General features: G+C 66.0%; 24 protein-coding genes. 9 read left to right on the top strand and 15 right to left on the bottom strand.

Annotated elements, in window-relative coordinates:
* Positions 1 to 7 precede the first annotated feature (7 nt).
* Complete coding sequence (locus STH_RS19205) at positions 8 to 244, top strand: DUF5808 domain-containing protein (RefSeq protein WP_011194415.1); 237 nt, start codon at positions 8 to 10, stop codon at positions 242 to 244.
* Positions 245 to 423: 179 nt separating this feature from the next.
* Here STH_RS19205 and STH_RS01510 read toward each other — a convergent pair whose 3' ends face one another.
* From STH_RS01510 to STH_RS01525, 4 genes are all read right to left on the bottom strand, one after another.
* On the bottom strand, positions 424 to 1059 hold the full coding sequence (locus STH_RS01510; RefSeq protein WP_011194416.1) for a hypothetical protein: 636 nt from the start codon (positions 1057 to 1059) through the stop codon (positions 424 to 426).
* Positions 1060 to 1836 carry a hypothetical protein gene (locus STH_RS01515; RefSeq protein ID WP_043713003.1) on the bottom strand — a complete coding sequence of 259 codons (777 nt, stop codon included), beginning with the start codon at positions 1834 to 1836 and terminating at the stop codon, positions 1060 to 1062. It abuts the gene before it with no gap.
* Between the two features lie 376 nt (positions 1837 to 2212).
* Positions 2213 to 3604, bottom strand: coding sequence for a glycine zipper domain-containing protein (locus tag STH_RS19100; protein WP_011194418.1), 1392 nt, complete (start codon positions 3602 to 3604; stop codon positions 2213 to 2215).
* Positions 3594 to 5258 (bottom strand): transposase, encoded by a 1665-nt coding sequence (locus tag STH_RS01525; protein ID WP_083765893.1) that lies wholly within the window; start codon positions 5256 to 5258, stop codon positions 3594 to 3596. Before STH_RS01525 ends, STH_RS19100 begins: the two co-directional genes overlap by 11 nt.
* A gap of 34 nt (positions 5259 to 5292) precedes the next feature.
* Here STH_RS01525 and STH_RS01530 point away from each other — a divergent pair, with 34 nt between their 5' ends.
* The 3 genes from STH_RS01530 to STH_RS19595 all read left to right on the top strand — a co-directional run bounded on the left by STH_RS01530 (position 5293) and on the right by STH_RS19595 (position 7009).
* Positions 5293 to 5706 carry an IS110 family transposase gene (locus STH_RS01530; protein WP_011194420.1) on the top strand — a complete coding sequence of 138 codons (414 nt, stop codon included), beginning with the start codon at positions 5293 to 5295 and terminating at the stop codon, positions 5704 to 5706.
* 853 nt (positions 5707 to 6559) lie between these two features.
* Positions 6560 to 6826, top strand: a complete 267-nt coding sequence (locus STH_RS19245; protein WP_011194422.1) for a group II intron maturase-specific domain-containing protein — start codon at positions 6560 to 6562, stop codon at positions 6824 to 6826.
* Between the two features lie 57 nt (positions 6827 to 6883).
* Positions 6884 to 7009: a hypothetical protein gene (locus STH_RS19595; protein WP_276324208.1), complete on the top strand. Its 126-nt coding sequence runs from the start codon at positions 6884 to 6886 to the stop codon at positions 7007 to 7009.
* Positions 7010 to 7126: 117 nt separating this feature from the next.
* On the opposite strand, the gene STH_RS01540 is transcribed toward STH_RS19595, so the two are convergent.
* Positions 7127 to 8050, bottom strand: a complete 924-nt coding sequence (locus STH_RS01540) for a TPR end-of-group domain-containing protein (RefSeq protein ID WP_011194424.1) — start codon at positions 8048 to 8050, stop codon at positions 7127 to 7129.
* 177 nt (positions 8051 to 8227) lie between these two features.
* Here STH_RS01540 and STH_RS01545 point away from each other — a divergent pair, with 177 nt between their 5' ends.
* Together STH_RS01545 and STH_RS01550 are read left to right on the top strand one after the other, a co-directional pair.
* A complete protein-coding gene (locus tag STH_RS01545; protein WP_011194425.1) occupies positions 8228 to 8416 on the top strand; it encodes a DUF4177 domain-containing protein in 189 nt (62 codons plus the stop codon).
* A gap of 250 nt (positions 8417 to 8666) precedes the next feature.
* Complete coding sequence (locus tag STH_RS01550) at positions 8667 to 9737, top strand: WD40/YVTN/BNR-like repeat-containing protein (protein ID WP_043713009.1); 1071 nt, start codon at positions 8667 to 8669, stop codon at positions 9735 to 9737.
* Between the two features lie 78 nt (positions 9738 to 9815).
* Here the strand turns inward: STH_RS01550 and STH_RS01555 are convergent, their stop codons facing one another.
* From STH_RS01555 to STH_RS01590, 8 genes are all read right to left on the bottom strand, one after another.
* On the bottom strand, positions 9816 to 10751 hold the full coding sequence (locus STH_RS01555; RefSeq protein WP_011194427.1) for an N-acetylglucosamine kinase: 936 nt from the start codon (positions 10749 to 10751) through the stop codon (positions 9816 to 9818).
* A gap of 163 nt (positions 10752 to 10914) precedes the next feature.
* The gene (locus STH_RS01560) at positions 10915 to 12756 is read right to left on the bottom strand and encodes an ABC transporter substrate-binding protein (RefSeq protein ID WP_043713011.1); all 1842 of its coding nucleotides are present in this window, start codon (positions 12754 to 12756) and stop codon (positions 10915 to 10917) included.
* A 114-nt stretch (positions 12757 to 12870) separates the two neighbouring features.
* The gene (locus tag STH_RS01565) at positions 12871 to 13842 is read right to left on the bottom strand and encodes a GNAT family N-acetyltransferase (RefSeq protein WP_011194429.1); all 972 of its coding nucleotides are present in this window, start codon (positions 13840 to 13842) and stop codon (positions 12871 to 12873) included.
* Between the two features lie 19 nt (positions 13843 to 13861).
* Positions 13862 to 14101 (bottom strand): hypothetical protein, encoded by a 240-nt coding sequence (locus tag STH_RS01570; protein WP_011194430.1) that lies wholly within the window; start codon positions 14099 to 14101, stop codon positions 13862 to 13864.
* The gene (locus STH_RS01575; RefSeq protein ID WP_011194431.1) at positions 14035 to 15057 is read right to left on the bottom strand and encodes an ABC transporter ATP-binding protein; all 1023 of its coding nucleotides are present in this window, start codon (positions 15055 to 15057) and stop codon (positions 14035 to 14037) included. Before STH_RS01575 ends, STH_RS01570 begins: the two co-directional genes overlap by 67 nt.
* Positions 15054 to 16058, bottom strand: a complete 1005-nt coding sequence (locus STH_RS01580; protein ID WP_011194432.1) for an ABC transporter ATP-binding protein — start codon at positions 16056 to 16058, stop codon at positions 15054 to 15056. Before STH_RS01580 ends, STH_RS01575 begins: the two co-directional genes overlap by 4 nt.
* Positions 16059 to 16071: 13 nt before the next feature.
* The gene (locus STH_RS01585; protein WP_011194433.1) at positions 16072 to 16959 is read right to left on the bottom strand and encodes an ABC transporter permease; all 888 of its coding nucleotides are present in this window, start codon (positions 16957 to 16959) and stop codon (positions 16072 to 16074) included.
* A gap of 6 nt (positions 16960 to 16965) precedes the next feature.
* Complete coding sequence (locus STH_RS01590; RefSeq protein WP_011194434.1) at positions 16966 to 17940, bottom strand: ABC transporter permease; 975 nt, start codon at positions 17938 to 17940, stop codon at positions 16966 to 16968.
* 192 nt (positions 17941 to 18132) lie between these two features.
* On the opposite strand from STH_RS01590, the gene nagZ reads away from it, so the two are divergent.
* Both nagZ and STH_RS01600 read left to right on the top strand, forming a co-directional pair.
* Positions 18133 to 19686 (top strand): beta-N-acetylhexosaminidase, encoded by a 1554-nt coding sequence (gene nagZ / locus STH_RS01595; RefSeq protein ID WP_050742050.1) that lies wholly within the window; start codon positions 18133 to 18135, stop codon positions 19684 to 19686.
* A gap of 70 nt (positions 19687 to 19756) precedes the next feature.
* Entirely contained in the window at positions 19757 to 20488 is a 732-nt protein-coding gene (locus tag STH_RS01600) for a PIG-L deacetylase family protein (RefSeq protein WP_011194436.1), read from the top strand.
* A gap of 59 nt (positions 20489 to 20547) precedes the next feature.
* Here STH_RS01600 and STH_RS01605 read toward each other — a convergent pair whose 3' ends face one another.
* Complete coding sequence (locus STH_RS01605; RefSeq protein WP_011194437.1) at positions 20548 to 21699, bottom strand: serine hydrolase domain-containing protein; 1152 nt, start codon at positions 21697 to 21699, stop codon at positions 20548 to 20550.
* Between the two features lie 39 nt (positions 21700 to 21738).
* Here STH_RS01605 and STH_RS01610 point away from each other — a divergent pair, with 39 nt between their 5' ends.
* Entirely contained in the window at positions 21739 to 22896 is a 1158-nt protein-coding gene (locus STH_RS01610; protein WP_070105439.1) for an exo-beta-N-acetylmuramidase NamZ family protein, read from the top strand.
* Between the two features lie 58 nt (positions 22897 to 22954).
* On the opposite strand, the gene STH_RS01615 is transcribed toward STH_RS01610, so the two are convergent.
* A complete protein-coding gene (locus tag STH_RS01615) occupies positions 22955 to 24814 on the bottom strand; it encodes a beta-N-acetylhexosaminidase (protein ID WP_043713013.1) in 1860 nt (619 codons plus the stop codon).
* Positions 24815 to 25063: the final 249 nt, after the last annotated feature.

The raw sequence follows: 25063 nt of genomic DNA on the forward strand, positions 1-25063 counted from the left end.
GGCGCAGGTGAGCGGGGGTAGTTCGGGCTGGAGCGCACCCCGCCACTGGAAGCTCGGGATACTGTACTATCATTACCCCGAGGACAGACGGATGGTGGTGCCCAGGCGCAGGGGCATGGGCATGACGCTCAACTCTGCCCACAAGCATACGTGGTTCTTCGTGGGCGCCCTGTTCCTGCCGCTGGTGACGGTTCTGCTGTTGATCCTGGTGTCGACCGCAGCAGGAGAGATTTCGGTCCCTTGATCTGCAAGCCGCCGCCCGTCACCACCCATCCCGCGAAACTGGCTGTTTGGGAGAAAGTGATAAGCGACCGACCTGTTCGGCCCAGGAAGAGAACCGGGGGTAGGCCCCCGGTTCGTTCAGCTCGGCTTTGCGAAGTAACGTAGCGGCCTGGCCGTCTATTCAAATGCTATGTGGATCGCTTACCCCCGTGCCACTTGGTCAGCGTACTTGTTCCAGAGCGATACCATTTTGCCGGCTATCTCGTACACACTGTTCGTATCCCTGATGGCGGTCAGCGGCTGAATGACCATGACGCCGCGCTTGGGCCAAGCGTAGGACCCATCCGGCAGCTTACTCCGGAACCAGATTTCTGTGTTCATGGGTAGAGAGTGTCCAGACACCTCGTTGTCGTCTACTCGATATGAGAACAGGTCTTGGTGGTTCGCGGTGGCATACCACACTCCCTGGTGACAGAAGTCCATCGCCTGCGGGTGATTCATGGGGGCCACTACCCCGTACGAGAAGAGGGGCTCGATGGGCTGATCGTCAGGTGTCAGGAGGGACACGGTAGCAGAGAGGTAGGCGGCGCGGCGCCCCTCCATCAGGCCGTGCCGGTCATCGACCCAGCATTCGGAGACGTAGCGCGCCAGCCAATGCCGCGGCTTATCCATACCTGACTGAAACCCATAGATTCTACCGACCAACGGTTGAAGGTTCCTGTCCCTTTCTTGCAGCGCTGTGCGCAGGTCTTGGAAAAGGAAGTGAAGTTCCTCGTAAACACGCACCACGTAGTCGAAAGCCGTCCGTATGTGCCTTTCAACCGGGTCGTTGCCCATTCACGTATCCCTCCTGTACCACACCGGCGATGGGGGAGGCGGCAGGGGCCCGGCAGGGTTCGGCTCGGGCCAACCGCGAAACCTCCTGTACCCTTTGTGCGCCAGTAGATCGAGCAAGTCGCCGAGAATCCGGCGGCGATACGGGTCTTGCTCCTGGGTGTAGAGCTCCCGGAACACGGCCCACATGGCCGGCCAGCCGATCCAGTAAGTCCGGTCCAGAAACCGCTCCCGGAGTCTGTTGCCCCGATTGGAGCCTGCTTCGCCTGCCAGGGCTGCAGCGCTCGTTTCCAGGTCGCTCCGGGGCAGCACCGAGTGGCCGGTGACATACAGCAGGATGCCGTCTCCGCCTTGTTCTGACAGCCAGTCGGTCAGATCTAGAAATTCCCGGGCCAGTTGATCGGGCAGTGCTGAGCGTTCTTCCACATCACCGTTGGCTTCGGCACCAGGTCTGTCCGACTTGGGCGATCGATACTTGCACTCGACCAGGACCAGAAACGGCTTCCCCTCATCGCCGGACAACTGGATGAGCACGTCCGGCTCGCAGCGCTTCAGCCATGGCCAGAACTGGTAGTCGGGTTCAGGGCTCACCGTCTGCGGCAGTGGGCAGCCCCGGTTCCCCTGGAGATTGACCGCTTGTTGCAGCACCGGTATCAGCCCGCGGTCGGGTGGGAGGTACCGGAGCCGGCCAAACACATCGGAAGTGAGTAGATCCTCGAGGCGGTCAAAGGCGTTGGAGCCGCTCTGGGATATCTTCCCACGAAGTTCGGCATGGGGCACCCATCCGTCCCTCCTTTGTGCACAAATTGGAGTCTCAGGAGAGGCCCGGCCGCAGTTCCGACCGCAAGGGGAAATAACCAGTCGCGCAAGTAGCGAGGGTTCCATGTCCGACTTCTGCATCGGCGGTGTGTACATCCTGCTTCCGGTGGCACCGCGTCCCCTCCCGCCCGTGCGCCATCAGCCTCCCGTCCACCAGCCGGGTCCCGGGTAGCCGGGCAGGCCGTCGGGTCCAGGGCGGTTGGGGCGGACCTGCTGGACTTCCTCCCAGGCCCGGTCATCGGGACCAAAGGCGCTCCGCCTGCACAACAGGCGCCGGGGATCTCCCTGGCGCCTGTTTACTGGTGCCCCGGCGTCCGCCGTTCTCTACCGGCGGGGCTCACTTGAGCTGGTACCCGAGCTTGGCCGCCTCGGCCTCGACCTTCTCCCGGTAGGGCCGTAGGGCCTCCGCCAGGGGCCTCACCCGCTGGGTCAGGGTCTTGACCTGTTCGGCCGTGTAGCGGTGCAGCTCGGCGGCTCGCTTGCCCACGGCCGCCCGGACTTCCTGGACCGCCAGCCTCCTCTCCAGGGCGATCCGTGCCCGAGTGGCGTTGTATTCAGAGACGACCCGGTCCACGGCCTCTTTCAGCGCCGCCGAGTCGAAGATCTTGCCGCTGAGGCATTTCCGCACCTCGGCGAGCATCCCCTCCGGAGTCAGCTTGTCCAGGTTCTTCGAGAACTCGGAGGCCATCCGGCGGAGTTCCTGGCGCTGCCGGGTGAACCACAACTCCACGGCCCGGTAGCGCAGGTCGTCCGCACTGGGCCAAAGGATCCGCCGCCAGACGGGGGAACGGGGGAGCTCCGCCAGCACCCGCTGCTGCTCCTCCGCCAGCTCCGCCTCCGCTCGCAGGAGTAGCTCCGGCAGCCGCTTCCCCAGGTCCTGGGCCACGTCCCAGAAGCGGTTCCGGGCTTGGCGGGCGGCCTCTTCGTGCCGCCTCCGGATCGCCTGGATCTCCGCCAGCAATTCGGCCCGGTGGATGTCGATGGTCCGGACCACCTTGGCCACCAGGATGTTGTGCTCCTCCGTCGCCGTCTTGTGGAACCGGGCGTACTGCTCCTGGTACTCCTCCAGCGCCTTCCGGAGGGCGGCGAGCTTGATGTCGTTGGTGATGGCCCGCCCCACCATCGAGCCCGCCAGGCCGGCCAGGAGGGCGCCGATGACGGTACCGAGACCCGGGAGAATCGCCGTGCCGACGGCGGCTCCGACCTTCGCCCCCACCCATCCGCCGATCCCAGTGCCGGCGATGTCGAGGGCCGCACTGCGGAGGCTCGTCCCCAGGTCCGTCTGCCCCAGGGCCAGGTGCTGGATCTCCCGCAGGGCCGAGAGGGCCGCAGGGACGACGGGGAAACTGGGACCGATATCCAGTCCTTCGACGCCGTCCAGGGTTTCCTGGGTGAGCTCGGCGATCTGGTCCGCCTCCAGACCCTCCAGAGCCAGGACGTGGTCCTGAAGTTCCGGGGGCAGTTCTGCCGCCACCTCCGGGCTGGTGATCACCGGGATGTCCGGGTACTCCGCGAAGTGTTCCAGAATTTGATCCGGGTCATCGGTGATCTTCACGTTGAATGGCTGCCCTTCGACCAGGAGGTCCCACCCGGGCTGGTTGGGCACGTCGGCCAGTTCCACCTGATAGCCCTGCCGGGCCAGGACATCCGCGGCCACCACCTCGCCCACGTAGCCCTTCAGCCGTTCAAACCAGCCTGCGTAGGCTTCGGGATCTAGCTCAAGTTTCACGCGAACAACTCGACATTCGTGGTGTTAAAAGGGCGTATGGGTAGGGAGTGGCCCGGTTCAGGGTAATCTCAGCTCCAGCCAGGGGAGTACCCCGGCTGAACACCAACCGCAGCGTGTCGCCGAGGCACCGAATGGTTGCTCGGCACCGGGCCGCTACTCGTACCAAGAGTCGACTCCCCGCCTCGGCCAGTTTGGGCGAGTTCGTGCTCAGAAACCGCCAAGCCCAGCGCACCAGGTTGAAGGCGAACAAGACCAGCTGCGTGAAGGCGGCGTTGGCCTCATACTTCCGCAGCCGAGGAGTACCAAAGTGGAACGTTCCCTTCCACTCCTGGAACCCGGCTTCGATGGTCTGCCGTCCATGGTAGAGCTTGACGACCTCTGTCGTGGTGAGCTCCTCAGGCTGGAGCGTAGTCAGGATGACGCTGCGGACCTCCCGGCCATCGGCGTCCCAGCGGCGCATGGCGACCAGTCGCACCGGATACGGTGCGAGCAAAGTGGGGCCAGGTACGGTAACGGCTTCGGAGGCAAACCGGTTCTTCTCGACTTCAACCCAGTTCTCTGCCGGTACAGCGTCGAAGAGGTGCTTGTAGGCGACGTTGCTCCCGGAGTAGGACTTGATGGTGAACTCATACCCCAGTTCCAGCAGGCGCTGGATCACTTCCGGCGTGCCAAAGGCGCTGTCAGCTCGCAGCAGAATACGGAGGGGAGCCAGGTTCGTCCGATTCTCCTGCCGGTACTGCCGGAGTCGCTGGTTCACTTCACGGAGGTGCTGAACCTCCTCCTGGAACTCACGCTGCAGCTTCTGCTTCCGGCGGGCGCTGCCCTTGCCTGATACCGTCTGCAGTTGCTGATACAGCTGCCTGACCCGAGCCTTCTGCTGAGCCAGGCATGCCTCGACCCATTCGACTCGCCGCAGGGGACGACCAATCCGGGCTTCGATCCTGGGAATCAGTTCGAGCAGGCAGGCGCCGGAACGGCTGTTGGCCTTGCCGGACTTGAGAAGGCCGTCGATGGCAAAGCGCTGCTGCTTCCCGCTGAGGAAGGCGGCTGCGATCTGATAGCCTCGGGCCAACTTCCCCTGGATGTAGCCGAAGTCGGTACCGGTGTACTGCCTGGTCTCGCCCCGAACCTTCTGGCCGGTGAGGTCAATGTCGACGATGACCATTCCGGAGCGGTCTGGACCTGCTACGGCAGCCACCTCCTGCTGAAGCAGCGGGGCCTGGATCTCAGCGAGTGCGTCGGAAAGCTGCTGAACGTTCTCCTCCGTCAGCTTGCTGAAGGTCGCACAGACGGTGGAAAAGTGAGCAAAGCGTTCCTGCCCCCAGGCTTGAGCTACGGCAGGATCGGCAACCAGCGGCTCAGGGTCGAAGTTGAGATCCTTCATGTAGCGACAGTTGCCGAGAATGGCAACCAACGCCTCGACCACCTTGTCAACCGGCGTGTGGGCGTAGGTCTTCTGCTTGATGCGCAGGTGCCGATTCAGGATCTCAACCAGGTTGAGTCTTTGAGCTACCCAGCCAAGAGCGACGAGAAAACCATGTCGGGTGGTGGACTTGATGGCTTGCGCAGCGATGTTGGGTGTCGTACCATGAGACTGCATCAGTCGAACCTCCACATGGTGGTTTAGGAGGGGCAACTCCCACCCATGTATCATTGGTTCAGACTGATGCTTTTTCAATGGGTTTCCATTGCACGAAGTCCGGGTTATTCACGCGAAACTTGAGCTAGGCGAGGTAGGCGACCTGCGCCGGTATGCGGACTGGCGGCAACTTCGCAAGCTGGCGGGCTACAACCTGACAGAGAACACGTCGGGGCAGCGGGACCGCAGCCGGACGCCCATCAGCAAGCGCGGCCGGCCTGGACTGCGCCACGTGCTGTACCAGATGGCGATGACGGCGGCCGCCAAGAACCGGGAGTTTCGAGCGCTGTACGAGCACTTCAGGACTCGCCAGCAGAACCCGCTCAAGGGCAAGCAGGCCCTGGTGGCGCTGGCGTGCAAGCTGTTGCGGGTGCTGTTCACCCTGGTCAGGAAGCAGTGTAGCTATGATCCGGCCAGGGCCTTGGGGGCCTGGCGGGCGGAGCAGTTAGGTCTCGCCGCCTGAGAGGGCGGTGTGCCGATAGATGTGCCGCTTTGGGTGGGGGAAGCCGACTATGGCTGGAAGGGCATGACCCTGCAGCAGAGTACTAGCGCCCCACCCGCCCCCATTTAGGCAGGACGAAGGACTTTGAGGGCAAGGACCCCGGGAGACATGATAGGGTGGCCGGGGGCGGAGTACGTGGGACCCGTCCAGGCGGCAGCATACAGGGCATGTCTGAAGAGTCGCACGGGGCTCTTCTCTGCCACCCCGCGTTTGTCTCGCGCCAGAAGTCAGAGTCTTTCGTCCAATAGGTGTGTCTGAGCCAAGTGGCAGGACGCGAAATGGTGCGAACCAGCGAGATTGAGAGAGTTTGAGTGCATAACATCGAGATAGGCCATAGTACCAGATCGGGGAAGCCCGGGATGGGAAGGGCCAAACGTCAGGAAAGGGGTGAACCCGTTGCGTTCGAGCAGCCCGCGACAAACGCAGAAGACCCCGAACGGGACCTGATCGCCGGAGGTAGCGGTGAAGCCGCAAGGGACGGCGAGAGGGCGGAGTGGGCAGCCGGCACAAGGCGGAGCGTCACCCCGCGGGGAGCAAGGCAACCTGATGGAACGGGTGGTGGCCAGGGAGAACATGCTGGCCGCGCTGAAACGGGTGGAGCGAAACGGAGGCGCCCCCGGCGTGGACGGTGTCCCCACCGAACGGTTGAGGGACCACGAAGCGGGCGGGGGAGCGGGTATTCAGGAGTATCCGCGGCTACCTGGAGGAACGGTTACGGCTCAGGGTCAACGAGCAGAAGAGTGCGGTCGACCGCCCATGGCGGCGACAGTTCCTCGGGTTCAGCTTCTACAAGAACCGGGGAGTTCACATTCGCATGGCGGATAAAGCCCACAAGCGGGTGAAGCGGGAGCTCCGCAGGATGACCAAGCGCAGCCGCAGCCAGAGCATGAAAGAGCGGATCCAGCGCATTAACGCATACCTGCGTGGCTGGATCGGCTATTACGCGCTCTCGGATGCCGACTCGGTCTTCAAAGAGATCGAGGGTTGGCTCCGTCACAGACTGCGAGCATGCCTGTGGAAACAGTGGAAGCGCCCCCGCACGCGCCTGCGGGAACTCCGCGCTCTCGGGCTACCTGAGTAGGTCGCTCGCGAATACGCCTACAGCCGCAAGGGCGTGTGGCGCATGGCGGGCGGACCAATGAACAGAGCCCTGGGCGACGCCTACTGGCGTGCCCAGGGACTGCTCAGTCTAACCGAATGCTACGAAGCAACTCGTCAATCCTGGCGAACCGCCGGATGCGGACCCGCATGTCCGGTGGTGTGAGAGGACGGGGGCTAACCGCCCCCTCCTACTCGATCGAGCCGATCCGCCTTTCCGCCCCCGACACGGGGGCCGGGACCGATCGCAACCATCATCAGGTCACCGCTGCCTCCAGGCGCTTCAGGAGCCTGCCCTGCACAGCGCTTCCAGCCGCTGCGTCAGGCCTGCACTGAAATCCATCGGGAAGTCGTGAGCGAGGCCGCTGCGCACCTCCAGTTCACATGGCAGCCCGGCCTGCTGCATGGCCTCGGCGAACCGGCAGGCCGCCGGGTATCCAAAATCCTGATCTCCCACGACCACGTAGCCCTGCACGTCGCGGGGGCACGTTTCCAGCAGGGGCAGCACCGACTCCACCCGGATGGCCGGGGCCACCGCCAGGAACCAGCTCACGGGGAGGGAGCCGCACAGCGCGGCATAAACCGCCAGCGCCCCGCCCATCGAGAAGCCCGCCACCACCGTGGCCTCAGGGGGGTTCAGCGCGCCAAGATGGGCAGACACCTCGGCCAGGCCCTGGTCGCGGCCGCTCCAGAAGTACTTTCCGGGCGCCCACACCTGCGAGGACTGAGCCAGCGCGACCCGCCAGCCGGCCGCCAGTGCCGGCAGCCACTGCCCGCGCTCCTCCGAGTCCTCGAAGTTGCTGGCGTTCCCGTGCAGAGCCAGGAGCAGTCCCTTCGGTTCGCCTTCGGGCGAGTAGGTGTACAGCACCGGTCTGGCGGTGGCCTGGGCGGCAGCCCGACGCTCCTCGAACACCGCCAGTAACGGTTTCAGGCGGGGATCGTCCCTCAGCGGCGCCAGGTCCGGATCCCGCAGGATGCGCTCATGGTACCACAGGCCCCGTTCGGCGGCTTCCTGCAGCCACCGGAGCCCCGCGTCCGCTCCTTCCGCCCGGCAGGCCAGACAGGCCCGCCAGTAGTAGATGTCGCTGGCACGATGGGCGAAACGGGCGGCCTCCCTCTCAATCAGGGCCAGGGCCTCCCGGTACGCACCTTCCCCGTAGAGGCGATACACCTCGTACTGAAGCTCCCGGAAGCCGCGGACTTCCATGCCCACCTCTCCCTGCGCACTCCTTTTGGACAATGACGTGTGTGATCTGCCGGGTGTTCACGCTGGGGGGGCGGTGGCCAGGGGCCCGGAGCCGGTGGGGCGGTGGCGCCGTGGACCCGAACCCGCGGAGAGCGTTGTGCCATCTATTTGGCGAAACAGGGAAGGGAGTGAGGGCGCATGTACGAGTATAAGGTTCTTATGCTGAGCGCGGCCGAGCAGCTCGAAGGTGCGTTGAACCGCTACGCCCGGGAGGGTTGGCGCTGCAGGTTCCAGTACGTCGTGGAGGGATTCGGCGGTTTTACGAAGCTCGTGGTCACGCTGGAGCGGAAGGTGGGCTCAGTCCCGGACGATCCGGCTGAGGCGTAGGTGTTCATGGCAGTCAGCAAAGGCGGTCTGGCCACGATGGCGAGACCGCCTTGCGCGTCAAGGCGAGAGTGTTCGGGTGGAACCGTCGCCTTGCGGGGGGCGGGGCGGAAGGCTTCCCGAGGCCCCTTCTGGCGACTTGTGGTGGCCGTTGGACGAAGGTCTGCTGACCGTAACGTTTTCGTCACGATAAGCGTTAATCTTACGTGAAAGAGCGGTAAGTGAGGGTGTTGCTTTGGTGAGAACCGCAAGAGTGCTGCTTACCGTGATGTTGATGTTCATGATCATGGGATGCAGTGGAGCAACCGATGGCGGCTCTGGGGAACAGAACGAGGACCGGAACGCATCAGCTCCGGCGGTCCCCACTGCGGTTGCCTTCCTGAACGAGAGCCACGGCTGGGTAGGGGCTGCAGACGGGATCTGGCATACCCAAGACGGTGGCCAGAACTGGACTCTCCAGTTCCCCAGTCAGGAGCCGGTCATCCGGCTGGGTTTTCTGGACCCCCAGAACGGCTGGGCGCTCACAGGATCAGCGGCCCTTCTCCGTACGGAAAACGGCGGAGAGGACTGGAGCGCGGCAGAGACTCCAGGAGCGGCGCTGCGGGCCGTTGATTTCGTAGGTCCTGCTCATGTGGTCGCAACCGACGGAAACGGCCTTCTCGTCAGCCGGGACGGCGGCAAGACCTGGGACAGGACCAGCTCGCCCCTCCCGTTCTCCGACCTGGACTTCGTCAGTGCGGAAGAAGGCTGGGCAGCTGGCGAGGGGCAGATCTGGCACACCCGCGATGGCGGAACAACATGGAGCGCGCAGCTCACGCTTCCGGAACCCGACAAGTGGTTGGGCCACACCTTTGTGCGCTTCACATCAGAGAGCAGCGGCTGGGTTCTGTTCTGCCTCGGCCAGGGAGCCGGTTCCCAGGAGACCTATCTGCTCTACAGCACAACGGATGCGGGCCGCACCTGGACTCCCCGGCTGATCGGTCGCTGGCCGTGGCCGTTTGCGGAGCCCGCGCCGGAGGCTCCGCACGGCCCCGGTGGGCACCCGGTTGCCCTTGGTGCGTGGGCCGAGACTGCCTGGGTGGCGGTGTATTCACCGGCTGGCGGCCACCTGGAGGTAGCACGGGTAACCATGGGGGGAGCACCGCCTGTCGTGAGTGACAAGATCCCCGTGGGCGGCCCGGCCAAGCCGACAGCGGGCCTTTCCTTTGTCGATCCGAAGACGGGCTGGCTGGTGGTCAGCGACAGCCAGCGCACCCAGGGGGCTATCCTGCGCACCGCCGATGGCGGCCAGTTCTGGACGGCTGTCCTCGGGAACCTGGAGTAGTCGGAACGCCACCCACGGATGGGAGAATCCCGGGGTGGCGTTCCGATTTGATGCGATTTCGGCGGACGGGGGGCCGCCCTACCCCGCCATCTGCCGCGCCATCAGTACGGCACCGGCGGCGGGGCTGGCGGCGCTCTCCACCACCCGCGCCTCCGGCACCAGCTCGGCCAGGCGGCGCACCAACTCCGACCGCACCGCCGCCACGCCCTCCAGCACCCCGCCGGTGGTGGCCACCAGGGGCTCCCGCAACTGCATCCGGCGCAGGAGCGCCGCGGCCAGGTTCGCCAGGTCCCCTCCGGCCCGGGCCAGGATCTCGGCGGCGACCGCATCGCCCTCCTCCGCCGCCTGCACCACTTCGGGCACCAGCCCGGCGATGGCCGTGCGGGCGGCGGACGGGTCAGCGTAGATCCGCGGGACTGCCTGCGTGAGGTCCTGCAGGTTCCAGGCCGCGCAGATGCGGTCGCCGAGGCGCGTGGCCGGCCCCGTGCCGTCCTTGGCGGCGAAGGCGGCCGCCAGGGCCTGCCGGCCGATGGTGAAGCCGCTGCCCTCGTCGCCGAGGATCCAGCCCCAGCCCCCGGCCCGCAGCAGGCGGCCCGAGTCGTCGAGGCCGTAGGCGATGGAACCCGTGCCCGCGATCAGGATCGCCCCGGGGCGGCCCTGCAGCGCACCGGCCAGGGCGACCCGGGCGTCGCTCACCACCTGCACCGGTGTGCCGGGGGAGAGGGAGAGGGCCCCGGGAAGCGCGGCGGCCACCCGGGCCTGGGTCTCCGGCTGCCCGGCGCCCGCCAGGCCGGCGCATACCGCCCCCACCGCGGCGGAGGTATGGCCGGATGCCTCCAGCGCCTGGCGGACCGCCTGGCCGATGTTCTCCACGGCCCGGTCGAGGCCGACGACCAGCGGGTTGGCGGGCCCGGCTCCTCCTTCTGCGATCACGCGACCGTCTGTGGTCGCTACCAGGCACCGGGTTCTGGTTCCTCCGCCATCGATTCCAACAAGGATCCGCGAAGTCTCCACGGTGTCGATTCCTCCTGCTGGTGCGACCCGGCGGGACGCCTGTCGGCCGCGGGCCCGGTGTCAAGGGCGGAATGCGCGACCGGGGGCTGTAGTCGCAGCCCCCGGCGCCACCGCACGTTGGGTCGACGGTGACTTGTGCGTTCTGCTGCTCCGGTCTGTGCCCCTACTTGACGAAGTAGAGTTCACCCGCACGGAGTTGCTTCATGAGCATGTTGTTCAGGTTGCCGTACCAGTAGAAGCTGATCTGCGACTGGCCGATCTCGCCATCGGCGACGCTGAGCTTGGTGTCGTAGATCCGGAGCGGCGCGGTCTTCTCGATCAGGCCGATGAACGGCAGGTAGTCGCTGGTGACCGTCGCCAGTTCCTGCGTCAGCTCCTTGATCTCCTTCTCGTCGGTGGACTGATAAAGCTTGGCGAGGATCTGGGTGACGTTGTACTGCTTGCCGGTGCTCGGGGCGGTGATGACCCGGTCCTCACCAGCCTTCAGGGCCGGGAAGTTCATGCGGGTCGCGTAGGCGCCCAGGTACGTCTGCTGATAGACCTCCCACGGATGCGCGTACGTAGACATGCCGGGCACGAAGTAGCAGGCCACCTGATGCTCGCCCTTGGACATGTAGTCCAGCACGTTGGCGGACTCCATCGGCTTGAACTCGACTTCCCAGCCGGCCTCCTGCAGCATCGTGGAGAGGGCCTCGGACGGGTACATCAGCGAAGGCCACGTACCGACGGTCACGATCTCGATCTTGACGGGTTTGCCCTTCTCGTTGGCCCACTTGCCGTTGACCTTCTTCCAACCGATCGAGGTCAGGAGCTCCTCGGCCTTGGTCGGGTTGTAGGAGTAGTCAGGTAGGGTGTCCATGAAGCCCTCGTTGGTGTAGGTCGGGATCAGGGAGGGCAGCAGGCCGCTGCCATGCACGTCGCTGTTGAAGCTGCCGGGCTCAGCCAGCTTGAGCAGCGTGTCGCGGTCCATCATGTAGGCAAAGGCCTTGCGGACCTCCGGGATGTTGAACGGGTACTTCTGAACGTTGAACAAGTAACCGATCTGCGACAACTGCGGGGTGTAGATGGTCCGCAGGGTGGCCTCGAACTTCTTCTCGACCTGAGCGGTCAGCTCGGGGCTCATGCCGCCGTTCTCCACCGTGAAGGTCTGTTCCTGCACCGCAGCGGCGAAGGCCTCGGAGTTCTGGGTACGAACCGCCCTGACCTTCTGGATGTCGATGTCCATGTAATAGTAGGGGTTCTTCTCGAAGATTGCCTCGGCGCTGGTCATGCCCTTGAGGACGTAAGGCCCGGAGTAGAGAGCCGCGTTGATTGCGTCGGGCTTGTAGTTGTTGATCTCGGCGGTGATGTTGGCGAGCACGTCGTCGCCTGCGGTGTCGAACTTGTACCGGTTGTTGGCCTCATCCCAGACACGGTACTTCTCGACGTAGGCCTTCAGTTCATCGGCCCACTGGCCGTAGATCTTGGTCGGGGCCATGATGAAGTTCGGGAGCAGCAGGTTCAGGTTCAGCGGGCTCTCATTGATGAACTGCACGCGGACGGTGCTGTCGTCAACCTTCTCGGCTGACTCCATGACCTGCCACAGCGTGCTCCGGCCGGCCTCCAGATAGAGCATCGTCATGAGGTCGTCCACCGTCACGGGGCTGCCGTCGCTCCACTTGAGGTCGCTGCGGAGCTTCATGGTGAGCGTCTTGCCGTCGACCTCGTAACTCTCCAGTGCGGCCGGCCGGTATTCCCGCTCGGGCAGCGGCGAGTAGTCACACAGCGGTTCGTAGAGCAGCGGCTGCAGCGACCAGTTGGGTCCGGCCGTCTCAGCGTACGGGTTGCCGTGGAACCCAGGCGGCGGCTCGAAGGTGACGAAGGTGGTGAGGGTCTTGCTGGTGTCCTTTTCGCCGGTGAGCTTCAGGGTCGTCGGCTTGGTGGAAGAGTTGGCGCCGGAGCCACTGCTGCAGGCGGTAACCAGCACCATGCTTACGGCCAGAAGCGCAGCTGCAAGCCTCTTCATTCTCTTCGCCTCCACAGTGTGTTTTATCTCAAGACGCGGTGTGAGGCCGCAGTCTTGATGCCGAACGTGTTGTGGATCCTGAACAGCGCGGATCGGGGAGCAGGACCCTGCGGTTCACTGCATCGCCTTGCGCATACAAGCCCACTCGTGCACAACCTGGAACCCGGCGGACTCGTAGATCTTGCGGGCCACGTTCTCGCGGCCGGTGAAGAGCGACATAAAGGTGGCCCCGATGTCCCTGAGCCCCTGGCAGAGGGCGGAGAAGAGCACGGAACCGGCCCCGACGCCGCGGAGCTCGCTGTGCACGCCGATACCGGCGAAGTAGCCGCGGCCGCTCTCCTGCACGTACAGCGGGCCGGCGAAGCCGCCCACGCGCCCCCCCTGCTCCACGATCAGCAGGGGATACGGGCGGGGGCCGTTCACGTTGGTCATTACCTTGTCCCGCCAGTCCTCGTTGCCCAGGTCGTCGAAGAGTTCGCTCAGGCCGTAATGCCTGGCGGGATCGTAATACGTGATGCTGATCCCCTGCGCGGCCAGAGCAGCTGCCCGTTCGGCGATCTTGGGCTGGAACTGGAAGTCCGCCAGGAGGCGGTAGTAGGAGTACTGGCGGCTGGTCTCGGCGTAGCCGCGGGCCGTGAAGAAGGGGAAGGCCGGTGACGACACGTCCACGCCGGGCGCGTTGGGGTGGTCATGCCCGGGGGTGCCGGGGATGAACCATTCCAGGTTGATCGGGTTGAAGAAGTTCAGGTCAATCCTGACGATGGTCGGGAAGGCCCGCAACCTGTGCTCCAGCGCACGGAGGAGTGCGGTGCCTACCCCGCGCCGCCGGTGAGCCGGGTCCACCAGGATGAAGGTGATGTAACCGCGGTCCGTTCCCGTGTTGTGGTAGGCGCTGCCGAAACCGAGGATCTGCCCGTCCTGCTCCGCTACCACGTTGCACTTGACCTCGTGATCGCCGGCGCTGACGAAGAGCGCCTGGAAGCGTTCGCAGGCGAGCGGTTTATACAGAACCTCCCGGCTCAGCGTCGTACGGTTCCAAAGGGTGTGCACAGCCGGCAGGTCGGCCGCCTCCATCGTTCGGATCATGTTATACCGGCTCCCTTGCTTACCGGCCGCGCCGCTGCACGAACCTGACCACCGGCCAGTAGAGCAGCGCAATCAGGGCGTTCAGCCCGATCACCAGCGCGTAGAGCGTCACGGTACCGGCATCCTTGGGGCCCAGTGCCAGCCCCAGCACGGCGATGATCAGGATCGTCAGCGCGACCGTGGCGATAAACCTCAGGAATTGGAGGAGGTGCTGAACCGGCCATTCATCCCGGCCCTGATGCTCTCCGCCAGATGGCATGCCACCAGGCCTCCTTCAAACTCCCGGAGCTTGGGCTCCTCCCGCTCGCAGATCTCCTGCGCGTACGGGCAGCGGGGATGGAACTTGCAGCCGGGCGGTGCGTTGGTGACGCTGGGCATGTCGAAGGAGCGGAGGGGGAGCTGGGTGAGGCGCTCTCCCCGCAGGGTCGGATCGGCCTCCGGCACCGCCGAGATCAGGGCGTGGAAGTAGGGATGTGCGGGGTGATCCAACGCCGCCTGAATCTGGTTGATCTCGACCATTCGGCCCAGGTACATCACGGCGATCCGGCCATGATGCGCGATGTAGCGTGCGGTGCCCAGGTCGTGGGTGATGTAGACGAAGGAGACGCCCAGCTTCTGGTTCGCCCGGGCCATCAGGTCCAGGAGCGAGATGCGCAGGGAGACGTCGACCATGGACACGGGCTCATCGGCCACGATGAGGGTGGGCTTGACCGAGAGGGCCCGTGCCAGCAGGATGCGCTGCCGCTGTCCGCCGGAGAGCTGGTGCGGGTACTTCTGCAGGAACTGCGCCGGCGGCGTGAGGCCGATCTCGACGAAGAGCTCGCTCAGCTGATCCCACGCGTCGTGCTGGTTGTGCGCCAGCCTGTGCTGCAGAAGTGGCAGGGAGAGGGACTGGAAGATCGTGCGGTTGGGGTTGAGTGCGGCGTAGGAGTCCTGATGGATCATCTGCACGCCCAGCCGGTACTCCTTGTACTCCTGCTTGGTCAGCTTACGGAGCTCCTTGCCCTTGTAGAGCACCCGGCCCTCAGTGGGCTGGTAGATGTCCGTGATCACCTTGCCGAGGGTGGTCTTCCCGCAGCCGCTCTCGCCGACCACGGCGATAATCTCACCCGGTTCGATGGAGAGGTTCACCCCTACCAGGGCCCCGACCTGCTCCCGGGGGTTCCGCTCACTCTTGAAATAGACACTGACGTTCTCCAGTGATACCAGGCTCACGGTTGAAACACCTTCTCCCAACTATAGCAGCGGGTGTACTGTCCCGGATGGCTGGGGTAGAGCTGCTCGGTTTTTTTGCGGTCGCCGTCGCAGATGCCTTTCGCACAGGCGAAGCAGCGCGGGGCGAACCGGCAGGAATCCGGCAGGTTGGCCAGGTCGGGCGGATGGCCCGGAATGGCCTTGCGCTTGGTCACGTCATCCCGCAGGGAAGGGATGGCGCTCATCAGGCCGGCGGTGTAGGGGTGCGTGGGCTGCTTGAACATGGTGAGCACGGGGCCGAATTCCACCAGCTGGCCGGCGTACATCACGCCCAGCCGGTCGACGATGGAGCCGATGATGGAAACGTCGTGGGTGCAGAAGACCATCGTCAGACCGTATTCCTTCTGGATCCGCCTCAGGATCTCGAGGATGTACCACTGGGTGATCACGTCCAGCGCGGTGGTAGGCTCATCCAGGAAGATGATGTCGGGATCGAGGATCAGGCTCAGAGCAATGATCGTGCGCTGCTTCATGCCGCCGGAGAGCTGGTGCGGATAACAATCCAGCACCCGCTCCTCGAGCCGCACATGGCTGAGCAGATCCCGGGCCTTGGCGAGGATCTCTTCCTCGGGCATGTTGGGATTGTGGGCCCACGCGGTCTCCAGGAAATGCTCCTTGACCCGCAGCGTCGGGTTCAGGACGTTCTGTGCAGCCTGGAAGACTGTGGTCAGGTAGGTCCAGCGGTAACGGGCGAAGTCCTGGGGGGTCAGCTTCCGCAGGTCAACCGGATTGCCGTCTTTCGGGTAGTAGATGACTTCACCGGAGGTGATCTTGCCCGGCGCCTGAATGAGGTTCAAGATGCCGAAGACCAGGGTGGACTTTCCAGAGCCGCTTTCGCCGATGATGCCGACGATCTCGCCCCGGTTGATCGTAAGGCTGACGTTATCACAGGCCCGGATCGTGCGCCCGTGCACCGTGAACTCCACCGTGAGGTTTTTCACCTCGAGAATCGGTTGTGTCATGACTCACCCTCCTCTAGGCCCGCAGCCGGGGGTTGAGCGCCTCGTCCAGTCCGTTGGCAAAGCAGTAGCAACCCAGCTGGAACAGCATGAGGCAGACCACCGGTGCCAGGAAGTACACAACGGTGGCGGAGCCCATCAGCGCACCGGTCTGCGAGATGGCCACCTGGATCATGACACCCCAGTGATTCCCCTGGAACGGAACCAGGCCCAGGAGCATCAGGCCGACGCTGGAGGTAATGGCGCTCTTCATGATGGAGATGAAGTTAACGGCGACGTAGGAAACCAGATTGGGCAGCACATCGTAGCGGATGATGTTCAACTTGCTGATGCCCAGCAGGCGGCTGGCCTCAATGAACTCCCGGTGTTTGAGGCTTAGCACCTGAGAGCGGATGGCTTTGGCCAGGCCGGCCCAGGACCAGAGGCTGAGCACCACGCCGAAGAGGAGCGGATCGGTGATGCGGATGATCATGGACAGGATCATGGTGACCGGGAAACTGGGCATTGTGAGCACGACGTTGGTGAGGAGCATCAGCACCTGGTCCACCACGCCGCCCTGCAGGCCGGAGATGACACCGATACCGGTGGCGATCAGCACCGTGAACAGACCGGCATAGGCTGCCACCAGCAACACGTTCCGGGAGCCCAGGATCAGCTGGAGCAGGGTGTCCTTGCCGGCCAGATCCGTGCCCAGCGGGTGCTTCCACGAGGGCGGCTGCAGCCGGTTGACGTAGTCGGACTTGAGTTCGGGAATGAACATGGGCCCGAAGATGGCCATGAGCAGGAAGACCAGCAGAATGAGGAAGCCTGCACGGGACATCGGGTTGCGCCAGATGGTGCGGAAGAACGCCCTGACGCCGCCGAACCGGTCCTGGTTGACCCCATTCTTCTTGCGGCCGTTCATTTGCGCTCACCTCTCCCTCAGGCGTGGGTTCAGCACTGTGTAGAGCCACTCGGCCAGCAACCCGCAGAGCACCACCACGACGATCATCATGAAGTACATCCCCTGCATCAGGGGGTAGTCCCGGCGCGAGATGGCCACGTTCAGGTAATAGCCAACGCCTGGGTACACGAACAGGTTCTCGATCAGCGGAGATCCGCCGAACATGAAGCCAAAGGAGATGGCCAGCGAGGTGATCATCGGCAGGATGGAGTTGCGACCGACATACTGGAGGAGGATTCGCTTCTGAGGGAGCCCGCGGGCGGTGGCGTAGGTGACGTAATCCTCGCTCAGCACACCGATCGCGTTGGCGCGCATGCTGACGGTCCAGCCGCCTACCGTCGTGAGGAAGTATGACAGAACCGGCAGGATGGCGTGCTGTAGCACGTCACCGATGAAGGCGCCGTTGAACCCGGGAGTTACCTCGGCGCTGTACGGGCCGCGGGAAGGAAGCCAGCCCAGGTTGACGGCGAAGAGGAAGACCAACAAGTAGGCCACGATGTAATTGGGAATCGAACCGAAGATCGACTGCCACACGTTCAGCAGAGCGTTCAGCCACCGCTTCCGCTTCCAGGCGATGAAGAGGCCCACGATGACCCCCATGGCAAAGGAGAGAAACAGCGATATCGTCAGCACCAGCAGGGTCCAGGGCAGTGCGCCCAGCATCAGGCTGGTGACGGGTTTGTGATAGCTGAGTGACTCACCCAGGTTTCCGCGCAGCACGCCGGCCAGGTAGTTTGCCAGACGTTGCAGGACGGGGATGTCAGGGTCGTAGTTCAACATGCTCTTGGCCCTGGCGTAAGCCAGGTCCATCTCCAGATTTTGGGTTTGTGCGATCTCAGCGGCCAGTGTCTCCACCGGATCGCCGGGCATGTTCTGGATTACCAGGAACATGCAAACAATGGCAAACAAAATGGTCACAAGCGAAATTAGCAACTTCTGCACAGACGCGTCACACCTTTTTCACCGTCGTCCGAATGGAAGGAACAAAAAAGGAGTTCCTTCCAGCGGGGGAGAATTCCTCCTAATCCAAAAGAGGGATTGTATATACCACTATACGCATCCTCTAATGAGTTAGAACAAATGTTTGTTAGTCCTCCAGTATACATTCAGCAGAGTATGAGGGGAGTGACGGCCATGTCTCTGGCTGAGCGCGCAGGGGAACTCTTCATGATCGGTTTCCGCGGCACCGACCCCGGCGACGTGCCCGAGGCCCTCATCCGCACGGAGGGCGTGGGCGGGGTCATCCTCTTCGCACGCAACCTGGTCTCGGCGGACCAGGCCCGCCGCCTCACGGCGCGCATCCAGTCCTGCAGTCCCGATCTCCCGCTCCTCATCGCCGTCGACCAGGAGGGGGGCATCGTTCTCCGGCTGGCCGTCACCCCCTGGCCCGGCGCCATGAGCCTGGGTGCCGCCGGCTCACCGGACCTCACCCGACGGGTGGGTGCCGGCATCGCCCGGGAGCTCCGGGCGATGGGCATCAACATGAACCTGGCCCCGGTGCTCGACGTGAACGTCAACCCTGCCAATCCGGTCATCGGCGTGCGCTCCTTCGGATCTGACCCCGCCCGGGTGGCCGAGCACGGGGCCGCCTACATCCGCGGCCACCACGATGAGGGAGTGCTGGCCACTGCGAAGCACTTCCCGGGCCACGGGGACACCGACGTGGACTCGCACCTTGCCCTGGCCCGGGTGCCCCACGGCATGGACCGGCTGGAGGCGGTGGAACTGGTGCCGTTCCGCTGGGCGATCGCGGCGGGGGTGGACGCCATCATGACGGCCCACGTCGTCTTTCCCGCGGTGGAACCGGACCCCGACCGGCCGGCCACCCTCTCGCCCGCGGTGCTGACGGGCCTGCTGCGGGAGCAACTGGGCTTCGACGGGCTGGTGATCACCGACTGCATGGAGATGAAGGCCATCGCCGACCACGCGGGGACCGCGGAGGGGGCGGTGCAGGCCATCGCCGCCGGCGCCGACCTGGTGCTGATCTCCCACACTGAGCGCCTCCAGCGGGAGGCGATTGCGGCGGTGCGGGCCGCCATTGCGAGTGGCCGCATCCCCGCATGGCGGGTGGAGGAGGCGCTGCGCCGGGTGCGGGCCGCCCGGGAGCGGGTGGCGCAACGCTGGCAGACGGCCGACCTGGCCGACGTCGGCGCCCCGGCGCATCAGGCGCTGGCTGCCGAGGCCGCCGCAGCCGCGGTGACCGCCGTGGGCGATCTCGGGTCCCTGGTGCCCCTCCGGCCGGAGCGGGCCCTGCTCCTCGCCGTCGACCCCGCCCCCGTGGTGGAGGTGGAGGAAAGGGAGCCAGCCGGCTCGCCGGTGCTGCAGGCGGCGGCACGGCTCGCCCCGGCTCTGCGGGCCGTGGGTGTGCGGCGGGACCCGGACCCCGACGAGGTGGAGCGGCTGGTGGCGGCGGCAGCCGGGGCCGACCCGGTGGTGGTGGCCACGTTCCTGGCGCCGCGCTTCCCCGGCCAGGTGGCCCTGGTGCGGGCCCTGCAGGCGGCGGGCCACCGCGTGGTCCTCGTGCCGCAGCGGGGGCCGTATGATCTGCTGGCCGTGCCCGGGATGGCGGGGGCCGTGGTGATGTACGAGGAGCGGCCCCTCGCGGCGGAGGCGGCGCTGCGCTGCCTGCTGGGACAGGCGGCGGCGCCGGGCCGTCTGCCCGTGGCGCTGCCGGGGCACAGCGACTGACGCGCAAGCAACGGAACCGCGACACGGCTCCGATCTTGTCACGGATTGCGAAGACAAGGAGGAATCGGTCATGACGGGTACCAGGGAGATGCGAATCCTCACCATCGGTGCGCATGCGGCTGACCAGGAACTCTCCGCCGGGATGATCATCGCCAAGTACACCGCCGCGGGGCACAAGGCGTTCATCCTGAGCCTCACCCCGGGCGAGAAGGGCCACCCCACCCTCTCGGCCGAGGAGTACGCCGAGCAGAAGCGGCGGGAGGCCGCCGAGTGTGCCCGCAAGCTGGGCGCGGAGTCGATCGTCCTGAACTACAAGGACGCCGAGTTGCCGTACAACGACGAGATCTCCCTCGAGGTCTGCGACATCATCCGCGACATCAAGCCTGACGTGATCATCACGCACCCGGAGCATTCCATCCACCGCGACCATCGGCATGCCCACAAGATCGCCATGGACGCCCACTTCTTCGCGGCGCTGAAGTGGATCGAGCGGGCGAAGCCGGCCCACTGGACCCGCCGCGTCTACTTCTCGGAGAACTGGGAGGACATGGAGGACTACGAGCCGGACATCTACGTGGAGATTCCCGAGCCCATCTTCGAGCAGTACTGCGATGCCCTCTCCAGCTTCGCCCTGTGGAACGGCGGCACCGGCTGGCCGTACGCGGACTACTACAAGTCGCTGGCCCGGCTGCGCGGCTGCCTGGGCGGCGGGCTGAACTGGAAGTACGCGGCGACGCTGATGGTGCCCAAGGGCGGCCTGCGCCAATACGCCGCCGGGGACCGGCTGCCGCTGGAACTCTGATCGCAATGCGGAAACTGCCAGGGCAAGTGCGCCCTGGCAGTTCTCTGGCCGACTCCGACCTACCGCAGCGCCGCTGCCACCGCGTTGTGGAACCGGGGGCGCAGGCGGATGATGTGCGGAGTGCGGCCGAAGTGAACCCGGTTGGTGAGGAGGGCCACCACCAGCCGCCGGTGGGGGTCGACCCAGAGGCTGGTGCCCGTGAACCCGGTGTGGCCGAAGGAGCCGGGGCTGAAGAGGTCGCCGCAGCTCAGCGACTCCGAGTCCTCCCGGGCGACGATCCAGCCGAGGCCCCGGTGCTCCGGGCCCTGGATGTGCGGCGTCTGGTCACGGGTGGCCGCCGCCACCATCGCGGGCGAGAGCACCCCGGCGCCGCCGTCGAGCCACATCTGGCCGTAGGCGGCCACCTCGGGCGCCGTGCTGAAGAGCCCGGCGTGGCCGGCGATGCCCCCGAGGGCGGTGGCCGTCTCGTCGTGCACCTCGCCGCACTGGTAGCGGCCCAGCCGCTCCCGGTACTCGGTGGCCGCAGCCCGGGCAGCGCGCTCGCCCGTGGGCAGGAAGCCGGTCTCCGTGAACCCCAGGGGCCCGTGGACCTGCTCCTGCACGAACCGCTCCAGCGGCTGGCCGCTGACCCTGGCTACCAGTTCGCCCAGCAGGATGAAGCCCAGGTCGCTGTAGATGATCCGGGTGCCCGGGGGCGCCTCGAGCGGCAGGGTGGCGATGCGGGCGATGAGCTCCTCCCGGGGCCGGGAGGGGTCCCGCAAGGCCTGGCTGAACGGCTGGAGGCCGGCGGTGTGGGTGAGCAGGTGACGGATGCGGATCTCCTCCCGCCCCTCGCCCTGGTACTCGGGGAAGAAAAGGTGAAGCGGGTCGTCGAGCCGGATGTCGCCCCGCTCGATCAGCCGGAGCACCGCCGGCAGCGTGGCGATCACCTTGGTGAGCGAGGCCAGGTCGAAGAGGGTCTCCGGCCGCATCGGCCGCCGCTCCGGGTAGACGGCTGCCCACCCGAGGGCCCGGTGGACGGCCACCTTTCCGTCCCGGGCGATGACCACAACCGCCCCGGGCAGGCGTTCGGCGGCGATCTCCGCTTCCAGGAGCGCGATGGCCTGCTCCAGGCGCTGCGGGTCGAACCCGGCCTCCGCAGGCCCGGCCGCGCGCAGGCCGCGGGGCCAGCGGGTCTCGTGCAGGGCGTCGACGATCGGTACGGCGTTCACGGTTCGGTCAACTCCTTTGGCAAGCGTGAGGGATGCGACATGGCCAGGATCAGGCTTGGCAACGAGGTGCTGCTCGCCGCCCGCAAGGAGCTGATCACGGGCGTGCGGGTCGGCCTCATCACGAACCACACCGGAACCAACAGCCAGCTGGAGTCGCTGGTGGACCTGCTGGTGGCGGACCCCGCCGTGAGGGTGACGGCGCTCTACTCGCCGGAGCACGGCATCCGCGGGGACGCGGCGGCGGGGGAGAAGGTGAGCAGTTCCACCGACCCGGTGACCGGGCTGCCCGTGTACAGTCTGTACGGCGAACACCGCAAGCCCACGCCGGAGATGCTCCGGGAGGTGGACGTGCTCCTCTTCGACATCCAGGACGCCGGGGCCCGCTTCTACACCTACACCTGGACCCTGGCCCTGTGCATGCAGGCCGCCGCGGAGAGCGGCAAGCGGCTGGTCGTTCTCGACCGGCCCAACCCCATCGGCGGCGTGCAGGTGGAGGGCGGCGTTGTGCGGCCCGGGCTGGAGTCCTTCGTCGGCCTCTACCCCGTGGCCACCCGCCACGGCCTCACCCACGGGGAGATTGCCCGGTGGCTGAACGACCGGTTCGGCCTGGGCTGCGACCTCACCGTGGTGCCCATGGAGGGCTGGCGCCGCACGATGTGGTGGGACGAGACGGGCCTCCCCTTCGTTCCGCCCAGCCCGGCGGCCAACGGGCTCGACATGCTCACGCTCTACCCTGGCCTCTGCTTCCTGGAGGGAACGAACCTCTCGGAGGGGCGGGGTACGGCGCTGCCCTTCCAGGTGTTCGGCGCGCCCTGGCTCGACGAGCGGCGCACGGTGGCCGAGCTGAAGCGGCGGAACCTGCCCGGGGTGCTGTTCCGGCCGGCCTATTTCACGCCCTGGACGTCGAAGTACCAGGGGCAGTTGTGCCGGGGCGTGCAGGTCCATATCGTGAACCGGCAGGCTGTGCGGCCCGTGGCGCTGGGAGCGCACGTTCTGGACGTGGTGCGGCGGCTGCACCCGGGGGAGTTCCAGTGGGTATCGTGGGACGGGACCCGCACCGTCGACCGGCTGAGCGGCTCCGACTTGCTCTACCGGGCGGTCGAGGGCGAGCTGGCGCTGGAGGCGGTGCTGGCCCAGTGGGAGGAGGAGGCGCGCCGGTTCGCCGCGGAGTCGGCGGCATACCACTTGTATAAGTAGAGGGGCGTGTGTGCCGCAGGGGGCACGGGGTCGCCAGGCTCTGGCGGCCCCGTGCGATTTAGCCCAGGTTTTTCAGCTCCTCCCGCCAGGCGCGGAACGGCGGCATGCTCATCTCCTCCAGCCCGCCGGGACGGTTGCGCTGCAGCCACAGGTCCCGGTGCTCGCAGGCGATGGCCTCCAGCTCCCGGCCGAGCGCCTCGCGCTGCTCCGCAGACGGCAGGCTGCCCCGCAGCACGCCCTGCAGCGTCTGTCCGAGGTCGCAGAGGAAGAGGAGCAGGCGAACGGCGTTGCGCAGCTCCCGCATCACCAGGGGCCCCCGGGCGCAGCGCAGGTCGGCCAGGTCGAGGCCGGCGGCGGCGCGACGCACCGCCTCCGCCTGGGCGGCGAAGTCGATTTCGGGCAGGAGCTTCCATTCCCGCCAGGTCCGGGCGCTGTGGAAGAGGCGGCCGAGGGCGGTGCCGTTGTGAATGCGCGGGCCGGCCGCCAGGTAGGTGTTGCCCAGGTCGTACAGCACGCTGCCGATCTGGCCTGCCCCGTCCTCGAAGACGAGGCGGTCGAGGAACGGCCGCACGTCGGCCTCCCGGTTGGCCTCCAGCGCCCAGCTCACGGCGGCGCCGAAGGCCACCGGCAGGTAGGCGACGGGCTCGTAGTCCTGGTGGCCCAGGTCGCCCCAGATGGTGTTCAGGAAGCCCTGGGCGCCGTGCTTCAGGCCGCTTTCGGCGGCGCTGCGCATGTTCTGCAGGGCGTTCTCGGTGCGCCCCACCAGCGACATCCAGGTGGACGTGCCCGGGCAGACGTAGAACGGCACGCCGGCGTGGGCGTAGACGGCACAGTGCTCGTCGAAGGGGTGGTCCGCCTCATAGCCCCACTCCAGGGCGATCACGTCCTTCGGCAGCCGGGCCACGGCTTCGGGATACTTGATGATGATGTCGCCCCAGAACTGCATCGTGCGGCGCCGTTCCGCCACGAGCCGGTGAATCTTGAGCAGCTGCTCCAGGTAGACCTCGTGCTCGCCCCGTTCGGCCACCGCCCGGGCCGAGCGGCCCTGGCCGACGTCCCACGTCTCGTCGCAGCCCACGTTGAAGTACTGGCTGGTGAAGTGCGGCAGCAGCTCGTCGTAAAGCCCGGCGAGGAAGGAGATGACCGAGGGCTCGGCCGGGGAGAGCGAGAACGGCTCGTTCCGGCGCCCGCCCCAGGGCAGTTCGAAGCCGTCGGGTGCCTCGGCCATGTGCTTGTACCGGGAGTGGATCAGCCACGGCGTCATATGGCCGAACGAGTTCTGGTTGGGCACGAGGTCGATGAAGCGCTCCCGGCAGTAGCGGTCGAGGAGCATGATCTCCTCGCCGGTCATGGGCGAATAGGCCTGCCAGACCTCCCGGTGTTCGCGGTAGGCAAAGGTGTGCTCCGTATACAGCTGAAACTCGTTGATTTTCAGATCGGCCAGGAGGTCCACGAAGCGGTAGAGGCTTTCCATCGTGGGAACCTTGCCCCGGCTGATGTCCAGCATCACGCCCCGGCGGCGGAAGTCGGGCCAGTCGGCGATGGTCACCGCCGGCACCCGCCGCCCCCCGGAGAGCAACTGCTTCAGGGTGGCGAGGCCGTAGGCGGCCCCGGCCGGGGCCCTGGCCCCGATGGTGATGCCGTCGGGGGAGACCGTCAGCCGGTAGCCCTGCAGGTGGGTGATGCCGGGGTCCTGGGTGTCGACCGTCACGTGCAGTTCCCCGGAGAGGCCCACCGGGCTGGCGGTCAGGTGGACGGTGATGCCCGCACGGGCCGCGGCGGACTGGAACCGCTGCAGGGTCGGCAGGAGCAGGTCGTGGCTGCCCAGGACGACCACCCAGAGCGTCTCGGGCAGCGTGACCGTCTGGTCGCCCCAGGTGACGGTGCGGGGCTGGGGAAGGAGGGGAAGGGTTGGCATAATAGCACCTCCCGCTGCGGGGCGTGCCCCCGGCCCGCCCCGCGTGTTGCAGTGAGTGGCACACCATAGCTTCTCCATTCGCTGGTGCGCGGCGCATCCCCTACCCCGAGGCGAGAGCCCATGGAAGGGATTGGGCAATCGGGCGGGGAATTCAGAGGAAGTAGCACGAGCAGAGCAGTCCTGTAATGATGTAGGACGGCGTTGAGAAAAGTAAAGGCCTCCTGATACGGTAGGGTGTGAAAGGTAATC

It is taken from the genome of Symbiobacterium thermophilum IAM 14863 (genome assembly GCF_000009905.1).
GTDB classification, from domain to species: Bacteria; Bacillota; Sulfobacillia; order Symbiobacteriales; family Symbiobacteriaceae; genus Symbiobacterium; species Symbiobacterium thermophilum.

Excerpts from the sequence above, each read along its gene's own strand:
- STH_RS01525 (WP_083765893.1), bottom strand. The coding sequence starts at position 5,258 with ATGATACATGGGTGGGAGTTGCCCCTCCTAAACCACCATGTGGAGGTT.
- STH_RS01565 (WP_011194429.1), bottom strand. The coding sequence starts at position 13,842 with ATGATCCGAACGATGGAGGCGGCCGACCTGCCGGCTGTGCACACCCTT.
- STH_RS01585 (WP_011194433.1), bottom strand. The coding sequence starts at position 16,959 with ATGAACGGCCGCAAGAAGAATGGGGTCAACCAGGACCGGTTCGGCGGC.
- STH_RS01600 (WP_011194436.1), top strand. The coding sequence starts at position 19,757 with ATGACGGGTACCAGGGAGATGCGAATCCTCACCATCGGTGCGCATGCG.
- STH_RS19595 (WP_276324208.1), top strand. The coding sequence starts at position 6,884 with ATGAACAGAGCCCTGGGCGACGCCTACTGGCGTGCCCAGGGACTGCTC.
- nagZ (WP_050742050.1), top strand. The coding sequence starts at position 18,133 with ATGTCTCTGGCTGAGCGCGCAGGGGAACTCTTCATGATCGGTTTCCGC.
- STH_RS01510 (WP_011194416.1), bottom strand. The coding sequence starts at position 1,059 with ATGGGCAACGACCCGGTTGAAAGGCACATACGGACGGCTTTCGACTAC.
- STH_RS01615 (WP_043713013.1), bottom strand. The coding sequence starts at position 24,814 with ATGCCAACCCTTCCCCTCCTTCCCCAGCCCCGCACCGTCACCTGGGGC.
- STH_RS01580 (WP_011194432.1), bottom strand. The coding sequence starts at position 16,058 with ATGACACAACCGATTCTCGAGGTGAAAAACCTCACGGTGGAGTTCACG.
- STH_RS19245 (WP_011194422.1), top strand. The coding sequence starts at position 6,560 with ATGGCGGATAAAGCCCACAAGCGGGTGAAGCGGGAGCTCCGCAGGATG.
- STH_RS01545 (WP_011194425.1), top strand. The coding sequence starts at position 8,228 with ATGTACGAGTATAAGGTTCTTATGCTGAGCGCGGCCGAGCAGCTCGAA.
- STH_RS01540 (WP_011194424.1), bottom strand. The coding sequence starts at position 8,050 with ATGGAAGTCCGCGGCTTCCGGGAGCTTCAGTACGAGGTGTATCGCCTC.
- STH_RS01560 (WP_043713011.1), bottom strand. The coding sequence starts at position 12,756 with ATGAAGAGGCTTGCAGCTGCGCTTCTGGCCGTAAGCATGGTGCTGGTT.
- STH_RS01570 (WP_011194430.1), bottom strand. The coding sequence starts at position 14,101 with ATGCCATCTGGCGGAGAGCATCAGGGCCGGGATGAATGGCCGGTTCAG.
- STH_RS01610 (WP_070105439.1), top strand. The coding sequence starts at position 21,739 with ATGGCCAGGATCAGGCTTGGCAACGAGGTGCTGCTCGCCGCCCGCAAG.